Genomic DNA, 7,793 nt, shown 5'->3' with positions numbered 1-7,793 from the left:
GCGGTTTTAAGGGCTTTACTGCCTCCCACAAAGTCCAAATACTACACGAGGGAGGTTTATGAAAGGCTTGTTAAGCTTCTCGATAAAGACACTAAGGAGTATACCATGGAGGATGTGGAGGCATTTAACGAGATCGCCGATCTCATTGAGAAGGAGGGTGTTGAGAGGAATGATAGGAGACTTATAGATTATGCGTATAAACTAAGGCTCTTCGCCCTCGTAGTCAAGGTCGTCATTGTCTACCCAAAGCTTGTGAAGTTGAGTGAGAGTAGTAGGGTTACGAAGGAGCTTATGGGCCAGGACCTACTCAAGTGATCTCTCTACCTCCAGCCTCACCCTCTCTATCTCCTCCAGAAGCTCCTCACTTGGTCTCCAATATCCCCTCCTATGGGCTTCGTATAGAACCTCTATAATTCTATGCAGCGCCCATGGGTTTGCCCTCCTCATCCTTTCCCTGACCTCTGGATTCAGTACGTACGTCTTCGCAACCTCCGTCCACACCCACTCAGCCACAGCCTTCGTTAATGCGGCATGTCCCAATAGGTACTCAATCCTCTTCATAATCTCCCTAGCGCCATCATAGCCGTGCTCAAGCATTGCGCTTATCCACTTGGGGTTGAGCAGCCTTGTCCTGGCCCAGAATTCGACAGCTTCTTCGGCACTCCTCACCCTGTCCCTAGCGCCTGTGGTGTCCATCCATAGGGCCTTCACCTTCCTGCCCGTCAAAACCTCTACGGCTCTCCTAAGCCCGCCCATAAACTCGTAGTAGTGGTCGAGGTCTCCGATGTCGTACTCAGCGGTGCTTCTGACCTGAGCAACTAAGTCAACGCTTTTTAGCATATCCGTAAGGGGTCTCTTCGCCTCCACGGCATGGGCCTTGTCCGTGTATGCGTAGCCCATGTCCTCGAGGTAGATATTCACGAGCTCCTCCTCCGTGGACCAGTTAGAGGACTCTATAAACTCAGGAAGCCTAGTCCCGTAGGTACCTGGCTTGGGGCCGAATATCCTCGCCAACGCCAGCTCCTCCCCATAAAGTCTCTTAAGTTCTAGGTAGTGCTTCCTGACGAAGTTCGCCTCCACTGGTTCATCCAACTCAGCGACGAGTTTCACAGCCTGGCTCAGTAGCTGTACTAGGTTTGGGAACATGTCCCTAAAGAAGCCGCAGATGGTCATAATAACGTCTATCCTCGGTCTGCCAAGCTCTTTAAGGGGTATAACCTCCAGTCTCGGGTACCATGGACCCCTATCCCTAATGAGCCTAACACCAAGTAGCTGGAGAATCATGCCTATCGTCTCTCCCCTAGTCTGCGCTGTTTCGAAACCCCACAATACGAAACCCAACGTCTCTGGGTACCTACCGTACCTCTCCTTAAAGCCCCTGACAAGCTCCTCAGCAATCCTGGCACCCCTGATGTAGGCGGCTCTACTGGGTATTAGCCTAGGGTCGAAGGCATAGCCATTACACCCCGTTGGAAACACCTCCGGTGTCCTTATCGGGTCCCCAGCAGCCCTAGGCTCTATGTAAATACCGTTAAGCGCCTTCAAAACAGCCCCCACTTCATCGTTCTTCCTGACCCTATCAATGAGATCCTTAATGTATTCAAGGGTTTCAACAGCCTCATCCCTAGACCTTCTAAAGAATTCCCTAGCGATCTTTCTCGGATCTTCGCCATTTAAGATACGTACTATCATCTCTCTAGCAAGTTTCTCGGCTTTATCCAAGACTTCGGAGCCTTTAACCCCATTAAACAGCTTACTTGGGTTGGATGTTACCTCGTCATAACTCAACCCCCACTCCTCAACTATGAGCCTAATTAAGGACTTTACATCCCCATCCCTCTTTACAACGAATAGCACGTAATTAACTACGTCCTCATTGTTCCACGTCCTGCCAAGGACGTGAAGACCCCTGGGTATTACGCTCTTCTTTAATTCGTAGAGGTAGTCGTGGAGCTCCTCAACGCTGGTAAACCTTATGTTCAATTCATTACACAACTCCTTTATCAGTTTCAGGACAACATTCCTCCTCTCAATATCGCGTTCCTCCTCATACTCATGAACGAGTTGCTCAAGCTCCGCATACTTACCGTAGAGGTCGGCGTTTGTGAATGGCGGTGGTGCATGCGTAACTATATATGCGTAGCCCCTCCTTTTAGCGATAGTCATCTCGGATGGGTTAGTAACGTGGTAGACATATATATTCGGGAGATCGAAGATTAGGACATCCGGCCAGCAATTCCCTGATAAACCAGCTTCCTTACCTGGTAGAAGCTCCAGGGTTCCATGAGTACCCAGGTGAATCACAGCGTCGGCCTTAAATGAGTCCTTAATCCAATAGTAGAACGCTATGTACTGGTGATGCGGTGGCAAATCCTTTGAGTGGTAAAGCTTCTTCGGATCCTCGTGAAACCCTCTGGACGGCTGAACGCCTATAAAAACGTTGCCTAGGGTGGTGCCGGGAATGATTATATTCCCATCATCATCAATGTTTATACTCCCTGGCGGTGGACCCCAGACCTTCTCAACGGCGTCCCTAAGCTCCTTAGGTAAGGCGTTATAGAACTCTAGGTACTTACTTAAGGGAAGCTTTATTGCATCTCCCTTATATGGACCCCATTTCGGGGAATTCACTAGGAGGTCTCTCACATGAGCCACAAGCTCATCCTTTGATCTCATCTCTGCTCTATACCCAGCATTGGCGAGGGATTTTAGCAGGGTTTCGAGACTCGCAAATACATCTAAATACGCGGCCGAGCCAACATTTTCTTCTCCAGGAGGGTAATTATAGATTATTATGGCAACCCTCTTCTCACTATTTGGTTTATGCTTAAGCTGAATCCACCTAGCAATTCGGGAAGCCTTCTTCTTAACCCTATCATTAAGTACGAGGATGTTCGTTTCCTCAGTATCGTCGATCACCGCGGATATTATCGGCTCTATAGCACCATCAACCTCGGGCAGGGCGATGCCCGTTATGACCTCGATTGGCGAGAGGCCCCTTGGATCATCCCTCCAATCCGAGTACCTCCTCATATATGCAATGAGGCCGTTAAATAGAAGATAGCCTGAGTCCAGAAAGAGCTTCCTGGTAGGTTCCACATCACCGCCGTAAGGTCCTCCGTTGATTATGAACCACTGAAGATTCACGACAGCATCGACGAGGGGTTTCCCGCCTGCCGTGGTGAACCCTCTCAGCGTATCTAGCTGCGTCAATATGCCCTCTGCCGTACCCCCAACAACGAAAATGGTTTCTATACCTAAAGACTCTAGCTCCTTCTTTAAAGTCTCCGCCACAGGTAAGCTTTGATCGAAGTGCATACCGCCGTAGAGAAACACCGCCACCGCTGGTCTCCTCGGCGTATATACCTGGTCCACGCACCCCTTTCCAGGCAGGAATAGACAGTTTTCAATCCCTTTACGAGGCTCCTCAAACCTTAAATTAAACCCGAGGTACTCCGATAGTAAGAGCTTAAGCATATTCTCTAGGTTGCGCTCGCCCCAGTATGTCCAGTACTTGGTTAGCCAGATATAGTTCCTGTAGTCCCTCAGGACACCTAGAGGTAAGGTTCTGAAGACCTTCTCGACAACATTAAGGACCTTAAACACATTAGCGACATTGATTCTATCAGCGTCAAAATCAAGAGGTCTCTGTCTCCTAACGAGAGTCTCCCCAGAGAGGTTGCCTAGCCTTAGGTATGCAATAGTACTTGTTCCACCAACTAGAGGCACAATGATCTTAGCCCTAGACCTAGCCATGGCCTCCTCGACATAGTTAGGTAGAAACTCACGAACATCGATTAATAAAATATCCGTATCTATAATCTTCGATGATGCCTCCTTAGAGCTAAGTCTATGGAGGTCACACGTATAAATAACGCCAAGGTTGATCCTTACTCCCGCCTCCTTCTCGACGCTCTTAACGGCGTTAAAAAGGGTTCTAAGGCTTGTCTTAGTGGAGAGTAAGGTAACCCTTAATTCCGCCATATGTATCATATTTATTCGTAATAAGTATTATGTAATTATTTATCACATACTTGAAAATAACTTTAATAAATACGCGGTAACGTGTTGGTACGTGAAGATATCCGTTATCCTAGGTTACGGAGGTTCTCAGGTTAAAGTGTTCAGGGAGGTTATGCAGAGGATTGCTGAAAAATTTGGGGTTGAGTATATCGTCACGATTGACGAGAAGAGTCCTCAGTACGTGGACTTCATTAAGAGCTCTGATGCGGTGCTCATATATGCTCACGAGCTCCCGGCGAACGTTATCGAGGCCATTAGGAGTAGTAATGCTAGGGTCATTCTAAGCTTTTCAGGGAGCTTTCAGGAGTTGTTGAGGGGCACAGCCATACTCCCTGATGCCTGGAGGTACTTTAAACTTGGTGGAAAGGAGAACATAGAGTCGCTCATAAAGCTCGTGTTGAAGTACCTTGGGCTACCTGCAGAGCCATCACCGCCAATTGAAATTCCTTGGCACGGCATATGGCACCCAAGGCTAGGTGTTTTTACATCGGCGAAGGAGTTCCTGAAGAAATACCCCTATGCGGGTAGACCTCTTGTTGCCGTGATTTTTTACCGCGGTTCCTGGCTTGAAGGTAACGTCAGTTATGTAGAGGCTTTGGTAAATGCCTTAGAGTCTGAGGGTCTTGGGGTCGTACCAGTATTTACGTTTGGCTTTAGGGACTATTTATTGAATACGCCGACAATTGAGGATACCATAAGGGAGTTTCTAATGATTGATGGGAAGCCCATTGTTGATGCCGCCATTGTATTAACCTCCTTTTTCGTACTGGATCACGGTAGGTGGTATGTTGAGGATCGCGGAAGGAGCTTTGCTATTGCTAGGGGGGTCGAGCTTTTGAAAAGCCTTGGGGTGCCGATCATAAAGCCCATACTTGAGCACTATCAAAGCATTAATGAGTGGCTTGCGAGCACCGCCGGGGTTTCACCATTTACGCAGGTATATAACGTTATCATGCCCGAGGTTGATGGGGCTATAGAGCCGATACTCGTTGCTTGCGCTAAGAAGCTTGAGGATGGTTCGAAGATCTACGAACCTTTTAATGATCATGTAAGGTTGATTGCCAGGAGGGTTAGGAGGTGGGTGGAGCTTAGGCGCACTAAGCCAAGTGAGAGGAGGATAGCCATAGTGTTGAATAACCCTCCATGCAGAGGCTTGGAGGCATCGATTGGTGTCGGGTTTGGGCTTGATGTACCGGAGACTGTCGTCAGGATTCTTCATAGACTTGCCGAGCTCGGCTATAACGTTGGTGATGCATCCAAGCTTCCCAGGAACGGTAAGGAGCTCATAAATCTCTACCTTGAGAGGAGAGCCACTAGTGAGTTTAGGTGGACTAGCGTCAAGGATATAGTCAAGAGGGGCGGATACATAGATATGGTGCCACTAGAGCTGTACATGCAGTGGTTTAATGAGCTTCCGAAGGATGTTAGGGAGGTGATGATTAAGGAGTGGGGTCACCCTGAGGACCTGGCGAGGGGGAGGATAGAGAAGATATTTGCTGGGGGGATCTATGAGGGGAAATTCATAGTGCCTGGCCTAAGGTTCGGCAACGTAGTCGTAATTCCACAGCCAAAATTTGGATGTGCAGGTGCGGGCTGTGACGGGAGAATTTGCAAGATCCTGCATAACCCAACAATACCACCACCACATCAGTGGCTAGCTGTTTATAGATGGATTACGAGAGTATTTAAAGCGCACCTAATACTCCATGTGGGTACCCACGGCTACTTAGAGTTTAGGCCTGGCAAAGGAGTCGGCTTATCTCCATCGTGCTGGCCCGAGATATCGATTGATGATGTGCCATTCCTATACATATACGTAGTCTCCAACCCAATGGAGGGGGTCATCGCCAAAAGGAGGGGCTACGCAACCATAATCGATCACTTATACCCACCAATGATGGATGCCAGGGGTGGTTTAGAGGAGCTTGATAAGCTTGTTGAGGAGTACGAGAGAGTTGCTAGGCTTGGGGAGATTCATAGGGCGAAAATTGTTTATAGTCAACTCGTGTCTAAGATCAGGGAACTAGGGTTGCCAATAAGTGTCAGTGGGCCTGAGGAGAAGGTTGTTGAGGATGTTCATAGATACCTCGACTTGGTGAGGACAAGCCAGGTTGAGGATGGGCTTCACATCTTTGGTAAAGCCGATTACGAACCAGCAAAGCTCGCTAAGGCAGCAGCAACTGTTATGGAGTTTGACACGCCCAACTGGAGATCGATCTTAAGGGCTGTTGCCGCATACCTGGGGCTTGACTACGACGATATCGTGAACAACCCTGCAGGCTTTTGCGAGAGGTTGGGTGTAAGTAATAGGAAGGCTAAGGAATTGCTCATGGAGATAGCTCAAAAGGCTTTAGAAAAACTCATCGCTATGGGAGTAGATGATGGTAACCTCGCATGGAGTGTTCTTGAAAATGCCTTAAAGGAGGTTATTTCCCAAGTCCTGCCGAGCACCTAATGGGTAATGTAAGGCGAGATTTTGCAGTAATGTTTTTAAATAGGATGCTTATCCTACTACGTGGTGCGCATCGAGGTGTTTAGGGACTTTGACGTTGAGAGGGAGTTCAAGGTGGTTGCATGAGGTTCCTGCTTGTTCTCGGTAGGGTTGGTTACTCGGTCATGCTTGAGGAGGTGTTGCGTGAGTTGCGGGGTAGGGGGCTTAGTATTGATTTGAACATATATTACGGTTATAAGTACCATAAGAGGGGTGAGGAGAGGAGCATCCTGGGGCTCATCAGGGATTCGGAGGTGGTATTGCTTTCAATATGTAATAGGTCGATAGGTGAGTTGGCGAGGTCTTACTCGAATTACGTGGTGCCCCTGACGCCCTATGCCGCCGAGTTTTCGAAGATCCCTACCAATCTCGACCTCATCAAGGTATTTAACTATTGGGATAACCCGAGCAGGGAGAACCTGAGGGATCTACTCGTATATTTATACAACACGTTCACTGGTTCGGGGGTGCCGTACGATGAGCCTAAGGTAGTGCCTGACGTGGGTTTTGTAGATGAGGAATTGAAATTCATCGAGAAGCCCGTGGTTAGCAATAGGGAGGCTCCGTTAATAGCCGTTTTGCTCTACTACCCAACAACGTTTGAGGAGGTGTCGATACTTAAGATGGTTAGGGAGTTCGTTAATGCTAATTACGTAATTGCGTATTCAAGGTATGGGTTATATGCTAATGCATTGAATAAATTGATTGAGGCGGGCATTTACCCAGACCTGGTGCTCGATTTTACATATAAGGGCGAGCCATCGTTCCCGGAGACCGCGATCTCAACCTATAGGAGGTTGAACACGGTAGTCCTCAGGGGCTTGGTCATGCACGCCGATGATGTCGAGTCCTGGCAAGCCTCGCCCCAGGGCTTGAACTTCTTCGATTTAATGTTCCAGGTCATTATGCCCGAGATAGAGGGTGTGGCGGAGCCCGTAGTTATTGGTGGTATAGGTAGATTACGTAGGTCAGACGTGCTGAACGGGGATTTATTAGGCATAGTGCCGATCAATGATAGAGTACGTAGGTTAGGCGGCAGGATCAATCATTGGCTAAGCCTTAGGCGAAAAAGTAATCGTGATAAGAGGATAGCCATCATAATTTATAATTACCCACCCGGCGAACATAACCTCGGCAGGGCATCGTACCTTGATGTTATAGAGAGCGTGAAGGTGATACTGAAGGCGCTAAGGGACGCTGGGTATGCCGTGGATGATCCGCCTAGCGACCTCGTTAAGGAGCTAATACGTGGAGGTATCGTCAATTCGCCCGAGTACGT

General features: G+C 48.4%; 3 protein-coding genes and 1 pseudogene. 3 read left to right on the top strand and 1 reads right to left on the bottom strand.

Going from position 1 to position 7,793, the window contains the following annotated elements:
* Nucleotides 1-315, top strand: a pseudogene (locus B7L70_RS13580) (hypothetical protein); the annotation flags it as partial.
* On the opposite strand, the gene bchH reads toward B7L70_RS13580, so the two are convergent.
* A complete protein-coding gene (gene bchH, locus B7L70_RS11155) occupies nucleotides 304-3,984 on the bottom strand; it encodes a magnesium chelatase subunit H (protein WP_081228259.1) in 3,681 nt (1,226 codons plus the stop codon). The pseudogene B7L70_RS13580 and the gene bchH overlap by 12 nt on opposite strands.
* A gap of 91 nt (nucleotides 3,985-4,075) precedes the next feature.
* Between bchH and B7L70_RS11150 the strand changes: the two genes are divergently transcribed.
* A complete protein-coding gene (locus B7L70_RS11150) occupies nucleotides 4,076-6,478 on the top strand; it encodes a cobaltochelatase subunit CobN (RefSeq protein ID WP_081228258.1) in 2,403 nt (800 codons plus the stop codon).
* Nucleotides 6,479-6,597: 119 nt separating this feature from the next.
* The coding region (locus tag B7L70_RS11145; RefSeq protein ID WP_143701636.1) for a cobaltochelatase subunit CobN at nucleotides 6,598-7,793 on the top strand (1,196 nt) is incomplete at its 3' end.

Source organism: Vulcanisaeta sp. EB80, from assembly GCF_002078205.2.
The sequence above is the reverse complement of the archived record's forward strand: the minus strand, read 5'-3'. Positions and strand labels throughout refer to the sequence as shown.